The organism is Fulvivirga lutimaris (assembly GCF_009711525.1).
GTDB lineage: Bacteria > Bacteroidota > Bacteroidia > Cytophagales > Cyclobacteriaceae > Fulvivirga > Fulvivirga lutimaris.
On sequence record NZ_SMLV01000354.1, the window covers coordinates 1 to 18,629 of the forward strand.

9 protein-coding genes are annotated in these 18,629 nt (G+C 37.2%); all 9 read left to right on the forward strand.

Features of this window, described 5'->3' with window-relative positions; all coding sequences use genetic code 11:
- Nucleotides 1-2,894: SusC/RagA family TonB-linked outer membrane protein (locus E1140_RS08825; RefSeq protein WP_221412664.1), on the forward strand; the 2,894-nt coding region annotated here is incomplete at its 5' end.
- Nucleotides 2,895-2,916: 22 nt separating this feature from the next.
- Entirely contained in the window at nucleotides 2,917-4,446 is a 1,530-nt protein-coding gene (locus E1140_RS08830; protein WP_155181911.1) for a RagB/SusD family nutrient uptake outer membrane protein, read from the forward strand.
- Nucleotides 4,447-4,513: 67 nt separating this feature from the next.
- Nucleotides 4,514-7,771, forward strand: a complete 3,258-nt coding sequence (locus tag E1140_RS08835) for a VCBS repeat-containing protein (RefSeq protein WP_155181915.1) — start codon at nucleotides 4,514-4,516, stop codon at nucleotides 7,769-7,771.
- The gene (locus tag E1140_RS08840) at nucleotides 7,755-8,336 is read left to right on the forward strand and encodes a hypothetical protein (RefSeq protein WP_155181918.1); all 582 of its coding nucleotides are present in this window, start codon (nucleotides 7,755-7,757) and stop codon (nucleotides 8,334-8,336) included. The genes E1140_RS08835 and E1140_RS08840 overlap by 17 nt, the downstream gene beginning before the upstream one ends.
- Entirely contained in the window at nucleotides 8,333-11,617 is a 3,285-nt protein-coding gene (locus E1140_RS08845; protein WP_155181939.1) for a VCBS repeat-containing protein, read from the forward strand. Before E1140_RS08840 ends, E1140_RS08845 begins: the two co-directional genes overlap by 4 nt.
- Complete coding sequence (locus tag E1140_RS08850) at nucleotides 11,618-14,908, forward strand: CRTAC1 family protein (RefSeq protein ID WP_155181942.1); 3,291 nt, start codon at nucleotides 11,618-11,620, stop codon at nucleotides 14,906-14,908. It begins immediately after the preceding gene.
- A 20-nt stretch (nucleotides 14,909-14,928) separates the two neighbouring features.
- Nucleotides 14,929-16,260, forward strand: a complete 1,332-nt coding sequence (locus E1140_RS08855; protein WP_155181945.1) for a vanadium-dependent haloperoxidase — start codon at nucleotides 14,929-14,931, stop codon at nucleotides 16,258-16,260.
- Entirely contained in the window at nucleotides 16,257-17,852 is a 1,596-nt protein-coding gene (gene treF, locus E1140_RS08860) for an alpha,alpha-trehalase TreF (protein ID WP_155181948.1), read from the forward strand. The genes E1140_RS08855 and treF overlap by 4 nt, the downstream gene beginning before the upstream one ends.
- A 138-nt stretch (nucleotides 17,853-17,990) precedes the next feature.
- Nucleotides 17,991-18,629: MIP/aquaporin family protein (locus E1140_RS08865; RefSeq protein WP_155181951.1), on the forward strand; the 639-nt coding region annotated here is incomplete at its 3' end.

An 18,629-nucleotide genomic window follows, 5' to 3' on the forward strand; every position in this document is an offset into this window, starting at 1 on the left:
CAGCGGGCGTCATGTACGCTCAAGAAATGTCTGTGAGTGGAAAAATAACTGATGGTAGTACTGGGGATGCAATTCCTGGCGCTAACATAGTTGAAAAAGGTACCAGTAATGGTACTGTTACGGATATTGATGGTAATTATAAACTGTCAGTTCAGAACGGAGCAACACTTGTTGTTTCATTTATAGGTTACGCAACGCAAGAAGTGGCTGTTGGATCAAGAGGGGTAGTGGACGTAAGTTTAGCAGTTGATGTAACTGAATTATCAGAAGTTGTCGTTGTGGGTTACGGCTCGCAAGATAAAAAGGAGATTACCAGTTCAGTTGTAGCTCTTAGCGAAGAGGAGTTTAACAAAGGTAACATTAATGATGCGACTCAATTGCTACAGGGTAAAGTACCTGGATTGAGTGTGTATAATAAAGGTGGTGATCCAAATTCAAATTCTACAATTAGATTAAGAGGTATATCTACTGTTGGCGCCAATACTGAGCCTTTGATTGTAGTTGATGGTGTTATCGGTGCCTCGCTAGATAACGTGGATCCTAATGATATAGAATCTGTCAACGTACTTAAAGATGGTTCTGCGGCTGCTATTTATGGTAGTAGAGGTTCATCAGGTGTGATTTTGGTAACAACTAAAAGAGGATCAAGAACTGGTGGTGTGTCAGTTACATATAACGGATATGTTGCTGCTGCTTCGGTGTTAAACAATCAACCTGTTATGGAATCAGGAGAGTATATCGCTGCTGGTGGTAATGATCTTGGAGCGGTAACGGATTGGCAAGACGAAGTTACAAGAACAGCAGTATCAAATGTTCATAACATTGCCGTTTCTGGCGGTAATGAGTCTACAACATTCAGACTCTCTTCTAATTTTAGAAATGTTGAAGGTGTATTGAAAGAATCAGGTTTCGATCAGATTAATACAAGGGCAAGTTTGAATCACAGAGCACTTGATAATAGATTGACAGTTGATTTTAACATGTCGTTGACTAATAGAGAAAGTAATTTCTCGTTTAACGAAGCTTTGAGATATGCAGTATTATATAACCCAACTGCACCAATAAGATTTGATAATGGTGAGTATTTTCAAGCTATTTTATTTGATAACTTTAACCCAGTTGCAATAATTGATCAAAATTCGAACACCGGGAAAAGAAAAAATTTAAATTTTAATACTCAAATGAGCTTTGCTATTACAGATGAACTTTCTGTAACTGCAAATTATGGCCAGCAATACACTAATGTATTAAACGGAGAGTATTATTCTAGAGCATCTCTTTTCAGAGGTTTTAATAGAGGAGGTCTTGCAAGAAGATATACTTCTGATAACAAGTTTACTTTATTTGAAACTTATGCGACTTATTCAAAAGGTTTTGATCGTCTTAATTTAGATTTTTCTGCTGGTTATTCATTTCAAGAAGACGAATTTGAAGATATTTTCATCGAGTTAGGTAATTTTCCAAGTGATGCTTTAGGAAGAAACGCGCTTGAAACTGCTGGTGATAGAATTTCTGGATTAGCAGCTAATGTAAACATTTCAAGTAGTGCGTCTCCTGAGAATAGAATTATAGCTTTCTTTGGAAGAGTGAATATGACTTTTGACAATGCAATCTTCTTCAACGCTTCTTTAAGAAGAGAGGGTTCTACTAAGTTAGGAGTTGACAATCAGTGGGGTGTTTTTCCTGCTTTAGGTGTTGGTGTTGACCTTCAAAACTACCTTCAGTTGGGTGGAGTTGATGTGTTGAAATTAAGAGTAGGATACGGAGTTACAGGATCACTTCCAGGACCTTCAGGCTTAGCTCAAGATTTATATAACTATAGTTTCCAAGGTGGAGGTCAAGTTTCACTCACTAGAGATGCTAACCCTGATTTGAAATGGGAAGAAAAGTCAGAGATTAACTTAGGTATCGACTTCGGTTTAGGTGGAAAACTTACTGGTGCTTTAGATATCTACACTAGAGATATCAATGACTTTATTTTGGAGAGAGCGGTTCCTACTGATTTATATCCTTCTGGAACACGTTTTGAAAATGCAGGTGCATTACAGACAAAAGGTGCTGAATTATCTTTGAATTATAATTCTATATCAATTGGTGAAGTGAGATGGACTCCAGGAGTTGTTTTGAGTACTTATAAAACAACCTTAGAAGAGTTCATTATTGATGAGCAAACAAGAGCTGAATTAGGTGCTCCAGGACAAAATGGAACGTTTATGATCAGAACAGCTGTAGGTGAAGAAATAGGTCAAATTTGGGGTCCTGTATTTGAAGGTGTTGAATCTAATGGAGCTCCAAGGTTTGCTGATTTGAACGGTGATGGACAAGTTATTTCTGATCAAGGTCAAGCGTTAGACCCTTCTGGCGATTTTCAAGAGTTAGGAAATGGTATTCCTGATTTAGAATTAGGTTGGACTAATCAGGTGACTTTTAAGAACTGGGATTTCAATGCTTTCTTTAGAGGTGCATTTGGTCATAGTTTAGTTAATACTTACAGAGCTTTCTACGAGCCAATCGATCCAGGTGCAATTAATTCTTACAACAGAATTAGTACTGACGAAGCTGTTGATGGATTAACTTCTGCACAGTTTAGTTCATTGTATGTGGAAAAAGCAAATTTCTTGAAACTAGATAACGTAACTCTTGGTTATACTTTTAATACTGCTAAGTCTAGTAACATAAAAAGTTTGAGAGTATATGCTAATGTTCAAAACGCTTTTGTAATTACTAATTACACTGGTATTGACCCTGAGCCAATACTTCAAGATTTTGGAGCATCTGATAATGGTGGATTTCTAGACACATCTAATCCTGACGTGTTATCTCCTGGTATTGACAGAAGAAATAACTATTTCACTGCAAGAACATTCACTTTTGGAGTAAGCTTAGGACTATAAATAATATAGAAATATAAAAACTATGAAAAATTTATTTAAAACATTATTCTTAATCCCTCTTAGTCTACTGGCATTGTCTTGTACGGACTTAGATGAGGAGATAAAGGGCGATTTTACTTCTGATTTTGACCCTGCTAACCCAGGTGTTGGTATCAGAAATAATGTGAATGGATCAAGTCCAAATGACGGCCTTTCTGCTGCATTCACTAGAGTGTTAAACGGCACTGCCAATCATGGTAGTTACTTTTCAGTATCTGAAATTTCTTCTGATGAGGCAGTTATTACCCAAAAAGGTGGTGACTGGTTTGATGGAGGTATCTGGCTTCAGACTCACGAGCATGACTTTAACCCTGCCCAAGGTGGTATTAATGGAGCATGGGGAGACCTTTATGGAGGTGTAACCCAATGTAACATAGCATTAGCCGATGGCGGATTAGATGCTTCAGGTACTGCTCAAATTAGAATGCTTAGAGCCTATTTTTACTGGAAGCTGATGGACATGTTTGGTAATATCAAGCTTGTTACAACTCCAGGTACTGATGTTGCTCAAACAGATAGAGCAGCTGCATTTGATTTTATCGAGTCTGAATTATTGGCAGCTATTCCTGACCTAACGGCTGGAAGAGCTGATTATGGTAGAGCTAGTCAGGGTGCTGCTTATGCATTGCTTTCTAGATTATATTTAAATGCTGAAGTATATACAGGGACTCCTATGTATCAAGAGGCGATAGATGCTGCGGATATGGTGATCAATTCTGGTAATTATTCATTGTCTCCTAGCTATGCTGATGTATTTGCTCCTGACAATGTTGATAACATTGAGCACATTTTCATTGCACCATTTGATGAATCAACTGGTACAGGAATGAACATCGCTCAAATGACTTTACATTACCCAAGTCAGTTAACCTTCAGATTGCAGCAGCAGCCATGGAACGGATACTCTACTCTTGAGGATTTCTACAATTCTTACGCTGATGGTGATGATAGAAAAGAGAACAACTTTATTGTTGGACCTCAAACTGATTTAGATGGTAATCCAATTCTTGATCTAGCTTTTGATAAAGCTGATCCTGATGGAGCTCCTATCAACTATACTCCTGAAATTAATGAGTTGTTCCCTAATGGTTCAAGACAGGCAGGAGCAAGACTTGGTAAGTTTAGTTTCAAAATTGGTCAGGGACCTGAAATGGATAATGACTTTCCTTTGCTAAGATATGGTGAAGTTTTATTAAACAAAGCTGAAGCTATGTGCAGAATGGCAGGAGATTGGAATGCAGGAACAATGCTTGTTAATGAGTTGAGAAGTAGAGCAAATGCAACTCCTTTCACTACAATGACAGAAACAGATTTTCTTGCTGAAAGAGGAAGAGAGTTGTTTATGGAGTCTTTAAGAAGAACTGATTTGATCAGATTTGATCAGTGGGGTTCTGCATGGTGGGAGAAGGATGCACATAATGATCCAAACTTGGATATTATGCCAATTCCGATTGAGCAAATCAATGCATCAGCATCAGAAACGTTCCCATTATCTCAGAACCCTGGATATTAATTCCTAGGTTTAGACATTATTAATTTGCAAATGGCGTCCAATTTATTGGACGCCATTTTATTGATGTATGAAGTACCTTAGACTGGTTTTTTTATTTTTAATAGTTGGTTGTGCAGAGGAGGCTGAAGAAACTAAGTTTTTGTTTTCAGACGTTACCGGTCAATCTAATATTGACTTCTCAAATGATCTCACCTTTACAGAGGAGCTTAATCCTTATACCTACCGTAATTTCTATAATGGCGGTGGTGTTGCTATAGGCGACATAAATAATGACGGACTTTCCGATATCTACTTTGCAGGTAATCAGGTAGATAATAAACTTTACCTCAATGAAGGTAGTTTTAAATTTAAAGATATTACAACCTCAGCAGGAGTGGCCTGCCCTGAGGTTTGGTCTACAGGTGTTACTTTTGTGGACATTAATGCAGATGGTTATCTAGACATATATGTTTGCAAATCTGGAGACCCTAATACTCCTAATAGAAGTAATGAACTCTTCATTAATAATGGGGATCTGACTTTTACTGAAAGGTCAAAAGAATATGGTTTAGATATAAAAGGGCTTTCAGTCCATGCTGCCTTCTTTGATTATGATAAAGATGGAGATTTGGATTGTTACATTCTGACCAATTCAATTAAATCTGTTGGAAATTATGATTTAATTGAAAACCAAAGAGATATTTCTGATCAACAGGGAGGGGGCAATAAATTCTTAATTAATAATAATGGCCATTTTGAAGATTATACCACTGAAGCAGGCATTTATAATAGCAGCATTGGTTTTGGCCTGGGTATAACTCTTGGTGATTTCAATCATGATGATTGGGTTGACGTCTTTATTTCGAACGACTTTTTTGAAAGAGACTATTTATACATAAATGATAAAAAGGGTGGCTTTAAAGAATCTTTGACAGATTATTTCGAGTCAATTAGCATGGGGTCAATGGGTGCTGATGTTGCTGATTTAGACAATGATGGTAGACCTGAGCTATTTGTAACTGAAATGTTACCAGATTCACTTAGTAGAAGAAAGACAAAGGCCATTTATGAAAATTGGGATAAGTATCAACTCAATGTAAATAATGGTTATCATAACCAATTTCCCAGAAATATTCTTCAAAAGAGCATTACAGATAGTACCTATGTTGAGTTGGGGCGACTGTCTGACATAGCGGCTACAGAATGGAGTTGGGGAGCATTGCTTTTTGATATGAATAATGATGGTCTACGTGATATTTTTATTGCAAATGGCATTTATAAGGATCTTTTAGATAGAGATTATTTAACCTACCAGGCAACAAATGAGCGCATTAAAGAAATGATAAAAAGCAAGGAGGATGTTATTACTAACCTTGTAGAAACTATGCCTTCATCTGCTGTTGCTAATTATGCTTTTATGAATGAAGGCAATTTTAAATTTAAAAATGTGGGTGATGGATGGGGATTTTCAGAGCCAACTTTTTCTAATGGCAGTGCATACGGTGATTTAGATAATGACGGTGACTTGGACTTAGTACTAAACAATATCAATTCGTTATCAAAAATCTATAGAAACAATACAGATTCTGGGCAATATAAGAACATAAGTATTTTGTTGAAAGGGAATGATAACAACTCACTTGCAGTGGGGACTAAACTAAAGATATATGCAAATGGAAGAACTTATTTTGCTGATAATTTTGTGACTCGCGGCTTTCAAAGCTCCGTGGATAACAAGGTGGTTGTAGGTTTAGGACAGGGGATAGATAATATTGATTCACTGATAATTGTATGGCCTGATGGGGAAATAACTAAGAGAAAAAATATTGGGGTCAATCAAAGTATTGAAATTTCGAGGGGAGAAGACGAAGCAAAATATCTTGTCTCTACGTCAAATAGTAAAGGAGTTTTATTAGAAAAGAACCAAAAGGCACCTACCTTTAAGCACAGTCCAAATGGCATGGTTGACTTTAACCGCAATAGATTGCTACCTATGATGTATAGTAATGAGACTCCAAAATTGCTGGTAGGTGATGTTGACAATAATGGATTAAATGATGTGATAATTGGTGGTGGAAAAGACCAATATGGTGCTTTATTTATATCCTATAAAGAGGGTTTTAAGACAGTCGAAATCGAGAATAATCCTAAGGGAGAAACTACTGAAGGTGTTTTATTTGATGCTGATGGAGATGGGGATTTAGATCTGTATCATGCTTCAGGAGGTAGGTTTTATCCATCATCATCATCTGTTTTAATGGATAAAATATTGCTAAATGATGGGAAAGGTAACTATTCTGAATCTCCTCGAGCACTGCCGTTTAAATCATTTGTAAGTACAAGTACGGTTGTTGCTTTTGATTACGATAATGACGGTGATAATGATCTGTTTATTGGGGAGAGATTTGACCCATTCTATTATGGTGTTGGTGGCAGTGCTTTTCTTTTTGCAAATGATGGAAAAGGTTCTTTTACAGATGTTACTGATAGTTATGCTCCAATGCTGAAGGATATTGGGATGGTTACGTCCGCTGAAACCGCAGATATTAATACAGACGGAAAAATGGACTTGGTGATTGTTGGGGACTGGATGCCTATTACATTTTTGACAAACACAGGCTCTGGATTTGAGCGGAATGACTTTACCGCCAACACAGAAGGATGGTGGAATTCTATAGAAACGGCAGATTTAAATGGTGATAGCAAGCCTGACTTTGTAGTGGGTAATCATGGCTTAAATTCATTTTTTAAGCCATCAGATAGAATGTACGTAAATGATTTTGATGGTAATGGTTCAATTGAACAAATATTTTGTACTCAGGTAAACGGAAAATACTATCCTATTTTGGATAAAGATGAGCTCATATCTCAGCTTCCACTATTGAAAAAGAAATTGATTTATTACGAGAATTATGCCTCAATGGGCATAGAGGATTTGTTTGATACGAAAACACTCAGTGAAACAAAAATTTTTGAAGTTAAAAAACTCGAATCTATACTGCTACTGTCTACTGATAATGGCTATGAATCCATAAATTTGCCTCAGCAAGCTCAGTTTGCGCCTGTTTACGCCTTGCTAATCGATGATTTTGATGGTGATGGTATATTAGATTTGATAGCAGGAGGAAATCAATATAATGTTAAGCCTCAATTTGGAAGATTTGATGCTTCAAAAGGGTGGTACTTCAAAGGTGAAAATACTGATGGATTTAGATTTCAGGATGGTGTACCATTAAATATCGCAGGTCAAATAAGGGATATTAAAAAAATTGATTTAGGCGAGGTAAAATATTTAGTTATTTCAAAATATGGTGAAGCTGTTGAATACTATGAGATACATTTTTAGTGGTGTTATGATAATGCTCGTTTTTGCGAGTTGTGAGTCCGAATATACAAGATTAGTGAAACGTGAATTGGAGAAGGAACAAAGGCTTGACTCTATACTTTTTGACCTTAACTTCGGTGACCCTAGATCAAGGTTTTATCAAAGATGCTTGGAGCTAAACCGGCAAACATTGGTCACGCAAGGTCCGAGCAATTCATCTGTGCAATATATTTTTCAGGATTCATTATTCCATGAGGAACCTACTCCAATGAGGTTGCTTTTTTATCCTGAGTTTGATGTAGAAGATAAATTATCAGGAATGAATATGGAGTTTAGTTACATGGCATGGGCTCCATGGAATAGAGAACTTCAGTCGGATTACCTGCAGCCAAAAGTGATAGAAATGATTGAGTCTTGGTATAATGGAAATAAGTTTATTGAGACTGAAGTTAGGGGAGCTAATCTTAAAGTTAAGGTAGACGGAAATAGACGAGTTCTAGTATATATTAAAGATACACAAACAGTGGTCGTTAAAGTTCAGGATTTATTGCATCCGCAATTTAAACATTCTATAAGTTCAAAATGAGAAGATTTTTAAAGTTGTTTTTAATTCTGTTGATCGGTTTTACTAGTTGTAAAAACGATGATCAGAACCAGGTGAATGAGAAGTTGTTTAGCTTATTAGATTCTACTCAAACGGGTATTAGCTTTGCCAATAATCTGGAGTTTGATGAAAAATTCAATGTATATACTTACCGTAATTTTTATAACGGAGGAGGTGTAGCAATAGGTGATATTAATAATGACGGACTAGTTGATCTATATCTAACATCTAATCAAAAGAAGAACAGGCTCTATTTAAATAAGGGTGATTTTAAATTTGAGGATATAACCGAAAGCGCAGGCGTTGGTGGTGAAATGGGTTGGTCAACTGGAGTTTCAATGGCCGATGTTAATGGTGACGGATGGCTGGATATTTATGTTTGTAATTCTGGTGATATTGAAGGGGATAAGAAACAAAATGAGCTTTTCATCAATAATAAGGACAATACATTTACCGAAAGTGCGAAGGAATATCATTTAGATGATAAGGGCTTTAGTACTCACGCTTCATTTTTTGATTATGATAAAGATGGAGACCTTGATGTTTACCTGTTAAATAATTCATATCAGGCAATTGGCAGCTTTAACCTGGAGAGGAATGAAAGAGGAGTAAGAGACTCTTTGGGTGGAGATAAGTTACTAAGATATAATGGAAAGTTTTTTGAAGATGTAAGTGAAGAAGCTGGAATATATGGCAGTATCATAGGATTTGGACTGGGTGTAACCATAGGTGACTTGAACAAAGATGGTTGGGAAGATATTTATGTTTCAAATGATTTCTTTGAAAGAGATTATTTATACTACAATAACCAGGACGGAACATTTTCAGAGCAATTAACAAATTCCATGAATTCCATTAGTGGAGCTTCCATGGGGGCTGATATGGCTGATATCAATAATGATGGTTATCCTGATATATTCGTGACTGAAATGCTGCCTGATGAATATAAGCGACTTAAATCAGTAACTACCTTTGAGAACTTTGATAAGTACAGCTACAATGTAAAAAATGGCTATTATCATCAGTTTACTAGAAATACCTTTCAGCTTAATAATGCCAATAAAACCTTCAGTGAGATAGGCAGGTTATCTGGAGTTGAGGCCTCTGACTGGAGTTGGGGGGCACTAATTTTTGATGTGGATAATGATGGGTACAAAGACATCTTTGTGGCTAATGGTATTTATCAGGATCTTACGGATCAGGACTACCTTAATTATATTTCTAATGAAGAAATAGCCAAGTCCGTTATTGAAGATAACAGGGTTAACTATAAAAAGTTAATTGAAATTATTCCTTCAAACCCTATCAGCAATAAGGCGTTCAAGAATAATGGAAACTTAAGTTTTGAAGATAAAACTGAAGCGTTAGGATTGGATCAAGGGTCTTTTTCTAATGGCTCTGCTTATGGCGATTTTGACAATGATGGTGACCTGGATTTAGTGGTCAATAACGTTAACATGCAGGCATTCATTTACAGGAATAATGCCAAACAGCAACGTAAAGATTCTGCCAATTATATCAGATTTGAATTTAAAGGTAAGAGCCCTAATACTTTTGCCGTTGGAGCGCAGATTACAATCTATCAGGGTGACCAAACCTTTTATATCGAACAACAGCCCACACGTGGGTTTCAGAGTTCAATGGACTACAGACCACTCGTAGGCTTACCTAATGGTGAGAAGGTGAAAATTGAGATTATATGGCCGTCTCAAAAGGTGTCTTATCTGGAAAATGTAATTCCTAATCAGACTGTCTTATTGGATGAAAGCAACATTAATCAGAGCGATAAGTCTATTCTGGAAGCTAAAAAGGTACCCAATATCTTTAACCCTGAGTCAGTGAATATTTCGCATCGTGAGAACGCGTTTGTTGAGTTTAACCGAGATAGACTGAAATATCATATGAGCAGTACAGAAGGACCTAAAGTAGCCGTTTCTGATATTAATGGTGATGGACTGGATGATTTTTACATCGGTGGTTCAAAAGGATTTTCAGGACAACTTGTGTTTAGTACTAAAAACGGATTTAGAGTAGATTCTTTGAGCTTTGCAGGGGATAGTGAGTCAGAAGATCAAGGTTCAATATTTTTTGATGCCGATGGAGATGGAGACCTTGATTTATATGTATGTACTGGAGGGTCAGAATTTTCAGCAGTATCAGAGCCATTAAAGGATAAATTGTATTTTAATACAAACGGGAAATTTGAGCTATCAGAACAGGTGCTTCCTGCAGCTGATAAATATAAGGTGACTTCAGTAGTTAAGTCTTTTGATTATGATAAGGATGGAGATACTGACCTGTTTGTTGGTGAAAGATTTATTCCTTTCCAAAATGGATTCCCATCAAGCGGCTATATATTGCAAAATGACGGAAAGGGAAATTTTAGTAATGTTACGGATGCAATAGCTCCTGCTCTTAAAGAAATTGGCATGATTACCGATGCTAGCACTTCTGACATTGATAATGACGGAGACAGTGATTTAGTAGTTGTGGGTGAGTATTTGGGTATCAGAACATTTACTAATAATGATGGTAAGTTCGAAGAATTGGTGACATCACTAACTTCTATGAAAGGGTGGTGGAATACTATTGAGGCTGTGGATATTGATAATGATGGGGACCAAGATTTTATTTTAGGTAATCATGGTTTAAATAGCCGTTTCAAAACTTCAAAAGAAAAGCCACTTTACTTAGTTGTTGATGATTATGATAAGAATGGATTTTCAGACCCAATATTAGCTTGGAGTAATGAAAAGGGCGATTTATACCCTTTTGCACTTAGACATAATCTCGCAGAACAACTGAAGTTTGTACTGAAAAAGTATCCTGATTATAAATCATTTAAGGATGCTACACTTCAGCAAATTTTAGGTGAAGAGATGTTTAAAAAGGCCTTGAAAGTTGAAGTTAACAGCCTCAAATCAATTGTTGCTATCAATGAGGGTAATGGCCAATTTTCATACATGGATTTACCACTGGAAGCTCAGCTGAGTCCGATATACGCGATTAAAACCTTTGATTTTGATAAAGATGGTGATATGGATATTGTGTTAGGCGGGAATTTATATGCTGCTAAACCAGAGGTGGGCAGATATGATGCTAGTTATGGATTATACCTGGAGAACCTTGGCGGAAACAATTTCAAGACCTACGAGGGAAATCGAGGCTTTATCACAGACGGTGAAGTCCGGGATATTTTTGTTATAGGTAACAGGCTAATAATTGCTAGAAACAATAATGCTTTTCTTCAATTTGGTTTTTAGATGAAGAAACACCTTCTATTTTTACTACTGCTGGCATCCGGATGTGTTGAACAAACGGAAGTTCCTTCTGATAAACTCTTCGATTTACTTGGGAGCAATATCACAGGTATAGACTTTGTGAATACTGTTGAAACCAGTGAGGAATTGAATATCATAGAATACCTATACTTTTATAATGGTGCGGGTGTGGCCATTGGAGACATAAATAATGATAACCTTCCGGACATATACTTTACTTCTAACCTAGGTGAAAACAAGCTTTATTTAAATGAAGGAAATTTAAAGTTCAAGGACATCACTGAACAAGCAGGTGTGGCAGGCAAAACTAGCTGGTCTAATGGGGTCACAATGGCTGATGTGAATGCTGACGGCCTATTAGATATTTACATTAGTAATGTTGGTGATTATAAAAGCTTAAAGGGAGAGAATGAGCTTTTTATTAATAAAGGAAATTTAGTTTTCGAAGAGCGAGCTGCCGAATATGGATTGAATTTCTCAGGTTTTGGAACTCAAGCTGTTTTCTTCGATTATGACGGGGATAGTGATTTAGATGTGTATTTGCTTAACCATTCTGTTCATTCGGTTGGTAATTACGGTAGGTCAAATCTGAGAGAAGAAGTAAGTGCAAAGTCAGGTGATAAACTTATGCAAAGCCAGGTGGCTCAGGGAAGTCAGCATTTTTTAGATGTTACCGAACAAGCAGGAATATATAGTAGCAAAATAGGATATGGTTTAGGTGTTGGAGTATCTGACCTAAATGAAGATGGTCACCCAGACGTCTATGTTAGTAATGATTTTCATGAAAATGACTACTTGTATTTCAACAACGGTGATGGAACATTTACCGAGTCTCTATACAAGGTGATGGGCCACAGTAGTAGATACTCTATGGGTAATGATATAGGGGATGTCAATGGTGACGGACTCTATGACATTATATCTACAGATATGCTGCCTAAAGATCCAACCATTTTGATGAAATCTGGAGGTGAGGATAAGCTTGAAGTATATGATATAAAACTTGATTTCGGTTATGGTCATCAATTAGCCAGAAATACGGTTCAGTTGAATACTGGAAATGGAAATTTTTCAGACATAGCACTTTATGCAGGTATTTTTGCCACGGATTGGAGCTGGTCACCACTTATTGCTGATTTTAACAATGATGGTTTTAATGATATTCACATCTCAAATGGAATATTCAAGCGTCCTAATGATATGGACTATATTCAATATATCTCTAACTTGGCTAACCTCAGATACAATGACACTAATGAGGATAGTGTAAATAGGGAAATGATCAAAAGGATGCCAACCCTTAAAATACCTAATGAAACATTTAGCTATAAAGGTGATTTGTCCTGGGATAATGTAGGAGCAAGTTGGGGACTTGATCAACCATCTTATTCAAATGGATCTGCTTATGGCGACTTAGATGGCGATGGCGATTTGGATTTGGTTATTAACAATGTTAATCAAGAGGCCTTTGTCTACAGGAATAATAGTGAGAGAGATTCCTCGAAGCATTTTATAAAATTCGATTTTGAAGGAAAGGACCAAAATACCTTTGCACTGGGTACGAGTATAAAACTAAAAACTGATGGCCGAATTATTCAGCGTTATTTAACAACCACTCATGGGTTTCAGTCCTCTGGTGAGCCTAACATGACACTTGGGCTAGGCAATAATACAACTGTAGATACTGTTGAAATTCTGTGGGCATCAGGAAAAAAACAGTTATTAACTAATGTTAAAGCTGATCAAAGAATAACCTTAACCGAACCTGAAGTTGGGGTTGAACTAGAGAAGTATATCAATGCTGCACTATTTCAATTAGTTGACGATTTAGTACCGTTCAAGCACGAAGAAAATGTGAAGTATAAAGACCATAATTTTGAATATATACTGCCTTACCGATTGTCTACAGAGGGACCAGCTCTAGCTGTTGGCGATATAAATGGCGATAACCTTGATGATGTATTTATTGGAGGAGCTGCAGGACAAGAGGCGGCTATTTTTATTCAAAGTGAAAATGGTGAGTTTCTAAATGTAGGTCAATCTGCATTCACAAAGGATGCTGCTTTTGAAGATTCTAAAGCTGAGTTTGTCGATGTTGATAATGACAATGACCTGGATCTTATAGTGCTTAGTGCTGGATATCAGTATCCTGATGGTCACCCATTACTTGAAGACAGGTTATATATTAATAATAATTCCATTTTCACACGTACAGAGAATTTTTCTAGTATAAGACTTAATTCTTCTGCAGTTGCTATCAGCGACTTTGATGGTGATGGTGATGAAGATCTGTTCATAGGGTATTTAAACGGAGTCGGACAATATGGAATAAGTACATCAGGAACATTGTTGATAAATCAGGGTGATGGAACCTTCAAAGATGAGACTAACAGTAGAACTCCCCCCGCTGTAAATTTTGGGTTAGTTAAGTCGGCTGTCTGGACAGACTATGATAATGATGATGACCTGGATTTGGTAGTAGCTGGACATTGGATGCCGATCACCATTTTAGTGAATGAAGCAAATAAGCTCATAAAGAAAATAGAAATTCCTAATACTAGTGGCTTTTGGAATGTTGTAGATGTAGCAGATATCGATAATGACGGAGATCAGGATTTGGTTGGAGGAAATATTGGTTTGAATAATAAATTTAGGGCCAGCGTTCTTGAGCCACTAAGACTATATGTAAATGACTTTGATAATAATGGGAGAACTGACCCAATAATAATGCAGAGCCAGGAAGGCAGGTATATACCACTTTTCACTAAAGACGAAATAGAAAAGCAAGTCGTAATGATTAAAAAACGATATGGCTCTTATAAAGATTATGCTACGCAGGTTAATGGGGTTGAGAGTCTGTTTGATCAGGAAAAAGTAACATCCGCTGAAAAAAGAGAAATTCAAGAATTAAGATCAATGGTTTTTATTAATGATCAAGGCAGCTTTTCAGCCAGACCGTTGCCACAAGAAATGCAGTTTTCATCAATAAATAGCTTCCTTTTATATGATCTTAATCATGATAAGTTGGTTGACCTGACTACAACAGGCAATTTTGATCAAATGCATGTAAATTTGGGTAGACTTGATGGTAGCTATGGAAGTGTTGCTCTAAACAACGGGACATTAGGGTTTGAACATTTACCTAATGCAAAGTCGGGTTTGAATATTAAAGGGCAAGTGAATGCAAGTGAAATATTAAAAGTGAATGGTAATACTTATTATTTGTTTGCATTAAACAATGAAAAGGTAAAGGCATATATATTATCTAATTAATTAAAGAAGAGAAAGAAGTGATGTTTAACGAAGTAAAATCTAAATCTATTGGAGTACTGCTTGTGCTTCTAATTTTGGTTTCTGCCTGTAACAATGAAAAGCAGGCCATAAAAGTTGATGCAAATAAAATGCATGAAACGATGCAGCATCTAACAGATGTTATTGTACATGATATATTCTCACCTCCTGTCGCGAGTCGTATTTATACCTACCCGAGCGTGGGGGCTTATGAGATATTAGCAGCAAAGGACTCAACTTACAAGTCACTAGCAGGTCAACTACATGGACTTACACCAATACCTCCGATCCCTGATAATGTAAATCATGAAATAGCGGCACTTCAGACGATGTTGCTATTGGGCAAAACTTTGATCTTCTCTGAAGACAAAATGGATGAGTTTATTAATGATTGGCATGCTGAATTAGATGCTCAAGGTTGGTCAGGAGAAGAAAAAGACGCAACACTGGCATATGCTGATGAGGTTAAAAAACATATTCTTGATTGGGCCGATAAGGATAATTATAAGCAAACAAGAACATTTGAAAAGTTTACAGTCAAAGAAGATGTATCCAGATGGCAACCAACTCCTCCAGCATACATTGAGGCCATCGAGCCGCACTGGAGTAAGATTAGAACATTTGTAATTGATTCAGCTGCACAGTTTACGCCAGAACTCCCTACAGAGTTTAGTACTGATAAAAACAGTCAGTTTTTCAAGGAAGTGATGCAAGTGTATGATGTGAAGCAAAGTCTTACACCTGAGCAATCTGAAATAGCAAGTTTTTGGGATTGCAATCCTTATGTCATGAATGTTCATGGACACGTGATGTTCGCGACTAAGAAGGTGACGCCTGGTGGTCACTGGATTGGAATCGTAAAAACTGCATGTAAACAAACCGATGCTAGTCTTATGAAAAGCGCTAGCGCCTATGTGCTTACGTCATTGGCCTTAGCGGATGGCTTTATCAGTTGCTGGGATGAAAAGTACCGTAGTAATTTAATCAGACCAGAAACAGTTATTAATAAATATATTGATGAAGAGTGGACACCGCTTTTACAAACACCTCCATTTCCAGAATATACAAGTGGGCACAGTGTGATTTCAGGTGCTGCTGGTGTTGCGTTAACTTCAATTTTTGGTGAGTCTTTTCACTTTGTTGATTCTACAGAGGTGAAATACGGACTTACCGCAAGAGAATTTGATTCATTTACGGCCGCCTCTGATGAAGCAGCAATTAGCAGACTTTATGGAGGAATACATTATATGCCGGCAATAGAAAATGGTGTTACCCAAGGTCGCAGTTTAGGTAAGTTTATAGTTGACCATATTACTCTAAAAGAAGAAGAATGAGAAAACTAGGAGTGTTTTGCATACTTCTTTTATTTACTGCCTGTCAGGAGGTAAAAGAAGTAGAAGTAGTTTCAATAAACGACTTTTATCAATCAGTACTATTCAAAGAAGTACAGCTTACCAACGTATTTCCTGATGGCAAAACATTTGTTGATTGCTCTCCAAAAAAGCCTTTTGGTGAAATATTAGCCTCCTATGATGAAGAAAAGCTAAGGGATAATTTTGAACTTTCGGCCTTCGTGATGGCCAACTTCGATATGCCATATCAGCCTAAGTCTGATTTTGAATCTGATACATCGAAGTCAATGGTTGACCATATTAACTCGCTTTGGCCAGTGCTTACAAGACAGCCAGATGAAAGGATAGAGGGGAATTCATTAATGCCATTATCAAATTCATATATTGTTCCCGGGGGACGATTTAGAGAAATTTATTATTGGGACAGCTATTTTACTATTGAAGGCTTAATGGATGCAGGCCTGGATTCTATGGCCATCAATATGCTAGATAACTTTTCCTATTTAATTGACTCCATCGGGTTTATACCTAACGGCAATAGAGCATATTATAATGGTCGCTCACAGCCTCCTTTTTATTCAGTAATTCTGGCCAGAATTCATTCTGACAACAGAAACAAATACCTGTCTTATTTGCCACAGTTAATCAAGGAATATAATTTTTGGATGAATGGAGAAGCAGATTTAGCTAATGGCAGTGCCTATAGTAGAGTTGTGAAACTTGAAGATGGAACCGTATTCAACAGGTATTATGATAATAATGATGGTCCACGCCCTGAATCTTACAAAGAAGACTATGAACTTGTGCATGAAAATGGTCTTGATGAGGAAACTGCCTATAAGCACTTAAGAGCGGGAGCGGAGTCGGGTTGGGATTTTAGTAGCCGTTGGTTCGCTGATGCTAAGAACATAAAGACCATTCAAACTACTAACATTATTCCTATTGATCTTAACTCACTAATGTATCACCTTGAGTTAAAAATTGCTCAGGGTTACAATTGGAATGAGCAGCTTGACAGTGCAGATTACTATCTTGAAAAAGCTGCAAATAGGAAAGAGGCGATTAATAAATATCTGTGGGATGATGAAATTGGTTTTTTTGTTGATTATAACTTTATAGATAAGAAAGCTACAGGTGTTTTATCACTCGCTGCTGCCTACCCACTATTTTTCAGGATAGCCTCAAAAAATCAGGCTAAAAGAACCACAGAAAGACTTCTCAATGACTTTTTGAATGAAGGAGGATTTGTTACCACCCTTAATAATACTGGTCAGCAATGGGATTATCCAAATGGTTGGGCACCACTTCAGTGGATTACCGTCAATGGTATGTTCAACTATGAGTATAATTCTGAAGGCCTTGATGCCATGAAGAAATGGCTGAGCAGAAATCAGCAGGTTTATAAATCCACCGGTAAGATGATGGAGAAATATAATGTTGTTGACACTGACCTGTTAGCAGGAGGTGGTGAATACCCATTGCAAGACGGTTTTGGTTGGAGCAACGGTGTAGCTTTATCCTTCCAATCTATCCTCGACAGGCAGAAAATAGTAATGCCTGAGCTAGCCCAATAGCAATCGTTTACGAGTACTTATGATTACCCTTCGTTTTCTATGAAAATGGTGGTATAATGTGTATTATTAGTAGTGCATTTCACTGCATAATTATTCTAATGTATAATCATCAATGCCATTATTTAATCTATTGTATTTATGTCAATTTACCTAGGTGAGTTTTTAGGCACAATGATCCTCATGCTCTTTGGATCGGGTGTGGTTGCTGCTATTTTATTAAAAGAATCAAAGGCCTATGATGCTGGCTGGCTAGTAGTAGTCCTGACATGGGGACTGGCTGTTACATTCGCCATTTATGCAGTTGGCGGAATCAGTGGGGCACATATTAATCCTGCTGTAACACTGGGCCTCGCATTTGTTGGTGATTTTGAATGGTATAAAGTACCCGGCTATATTTTAGCTCAGGTATTGGGAGCCGCTGTTGGATCCTCTCTGGTCTGGATACATTACTTACCTCACTGGTCTAAAACTGAAGATAAAGGGGCAAAGCTGGCGGTATTTTGCACAAGTCCAGCTATAAGATCATATTCATCAAACTTTGTAAGTGAGATGCTTGGTACTACAGCCTTGACAATGTCATTATCATATATTGGGGCTAATAACTTTACAGAGGGACTAAATCCTCTGGTTGTTGGTGCACTAATTGTTGTCATTGGCCTTGGCCTTGGAGCCACCACAGGCTTTGCTATTAATCCGGCTCGTGATTTTGGTCCTAGATTAGCACACTTTCTGTTGCCAATAGCTGGAAAAGGCAACTCAGATTGGGCATATTCCTGG

What these genes read in the sequence shown, in the direction of transcription:
- E1140_RS08835 (WP_155181915.1), top strand. Translation starts at nt 4,514, where the DNA reads ATGAAGTACCTTAGACTGGTTTTTTTATTTTTAATAGTTGGTTGTGCA.
- E1140_RS08845 (WP_155181939.1), top strand. Translation starts at nt 8,333, where the DNA reads ATGAGAAGATTTTTAAAGTTGTTTTTAATTCTGTTGATCGGTTTTACT.
- E1140_RS08830 (WP_155181911.1), top strand. Translation starts at nt 2,917, where the DNA reads ATGAAAAATTTATTTAAAACATTATTCTTAATCCCTCTTAGTCTACTG.
- E1140_RS08840 (WP_155181918.1), top strand. Translation starts at nt 7,755, where the DNA reads ATGAGATACATTTTTAGTGGTGTTATGATAATGCTCGTTTTTGCGAGT.
- E1140_RS08855 (WP_155181945.1), top strand. Translation starts at nt 14,929, where the DNA reads ATGTTTAACGAAGTAAAATCTAAATCTATTGGAGTACTGCTTGTGCTT.
- E1140_RS08850 (WP_155181942.1), top strand. Translation starts at nt 11,618, where the DNA reads ATGAAGAAACACCTTCTATTTTTACTACTGCTGGCATCCGGATGTGTT.
- treF (WP_155181948.1), top strand. Translation starts at nt 16,257, where the DNA reads ATGAGAAAACTAGGAGTGTTTTGCATACTTCTTTTATTTACTGCCTGT.